General features: G+C 72.9%; 1 protein-coding gene and 1 pseudogene. Both read left to right on the top strand.

Going from position 1 to position 1,700, the window contains the following annotated elements; all coding sequences use genetic code 11:
* The coding region (locus ACWEVN_RS47830; RefSeq protein WP_452055709.1) for a hypothetical protein at positions 1-742 on the top strand (742 nt) is incomplete at its 5' end.
* A 65-nt stretch (positions 743-807) separates the two neighbouring features.
* A pseudogene (locus ACWEVN_RS47825) lies at positions 808-1,700 on the top strand (cell division protein FtsK); the annotation flags it as partial.

Here is a 1,700-nt window from a genome sequence, read left to right as displayed (position 1 = left end):
GGTGATCTGGCTCGGGATCTTCCTCGGCCTGGCGTTCACCATGGTCAACGTCCAGAGCTTCGCCGCCGCCGGCGCGGCCACTTGGTCACTCGGCTGGCTGGCCGGGTGGCTGCTGGACCCGATGGTGTCGCTCGTGCTGGTGGCGGTGCTGCGGGCGGAGCAGGTGACCGCCCGGTACCAGGTCGACACCGGCCGGTGGGCGCACCGCACGAAGTGGTTCGCGTTCCTCGCCACCTACGTCATGAACACCTGGAAGTCCTGGACGCACCTCGACGTGGCCGGGGTGGTGCTGCACTCGGTTCCACCGGTGCTGGTGTTCCTCGCGGCGGAGACCGCCCCAGTGCTGCGGGACAAGCTCACCGAAGCGGTCATGGCCGCCGCCGGCGCGGCGTTCACCGGAGAGCAGCCCGCCACCCCTCCGGCCGTGGTGTCCGCCGCTCCGGCGGAGGACAGCGCGGGAGAGAAGCCAGCACCCGCTGCCCGGCCGCGACGCCGCCCGGCCCGCAAGCCAGCCGCCAAGCCTGCGCGGAAGTTGCGCGGGGACTACCTGGCCGACGCCCGCGCCGCGTGGGCCCCGGGGGTCGAGATCACCCCGGCCTGGGTCCGGTCCGTGTGCCCGGAGATCTCGCGCGGCACCAGCAAGAACGTCGCCGATGACCTGATCGCCGAAACCGCCCGCCCGGCTGTCGCGCCGGTGCCCGCCGATCAGCCCGTGACCGTCGACCAGGAGGAGGCCGCCTGATGTCCACCACCGCCGACCGCACGCCTGAGTCCGTGAACGGACCCGACCCCGAAGGGCCTCTCTCCGTGAACAGCACGCCCGACCCGTCCACGAACACCCCGGCCGACACGCCCGTGAACGCCACCGGCGACGACGCCGTGAACACCGACCCGGCCGCCACCGACACCGCCACGACGCGGGCCGGGAACGTCGTCCCGATCCGCCCCGACACCGCCCGCACTGCCGACGAGATCCCGCAGCAGGACCGGCCCGCCGCCGACGACACCGAGCCCGGCACGGTCGTCCGCCTGGTCGACCCGCCCGCGACCAAGGCGACGTGGTGGGAGACCGTCTCCGACGCCACCGCCCGCCCGCTGGTCGCCAAGTGGCTCACCTCAGCGGAGGAGTTCAAGGCACGGGCGCGGTTCCTGGTCCGCTACGCCGCCCACACCTTCGCCTTCCACGCGCTGCGGGTACCGGTGTACATCCCGTCCGCGCTGCTGCGCGCCCCGGGCGCATTGTGTCGGCTGACCGCGCGGATGGGGCGATGGGTGTTCGACGCGGAGTCCAAGCCGGTGCGTATGAACGCCCGCGACCGCAACGACGCGGACGTGTACATGAAGCTGCGCGAGGCCCGCAACGAGACCGTGCGCCGCCGCTCCGCCCCGGTCATGGTCGCCGTCCTGGTACTGCTGGCCACGGCGTACCTGTGCCTGACGTTCGTGCCGCCGGTGTGGAACTGGACGGCCCTGGCGGCCACCCTCACCGCCGTGGGCTGGTGGGGCGCCCCGGCGGACAAGCCGGTCGCCGGCCGCGCCGTGGACTCGGTCAAGACGCCCAAGCTGACGTCGTCGATGATCGAGGACGCGCTCTGCTCCCTGGGTATCGGTGGCCTGAACCAGGCCTACGCCAAGGGCAAGCGCATCGAGTTCCCGAACCCGATCGCCCGCGACGGCGACGGCTGGCGCGCCGACGTCGA

This window comes from Amycolatopsis sp. NPDC003861 (assembly GCF_053605405.1).
Note: the sequence above shows the minus strand (reverse complement) of the source record. Positions and strands in the feature narration are given on the sequence as shown.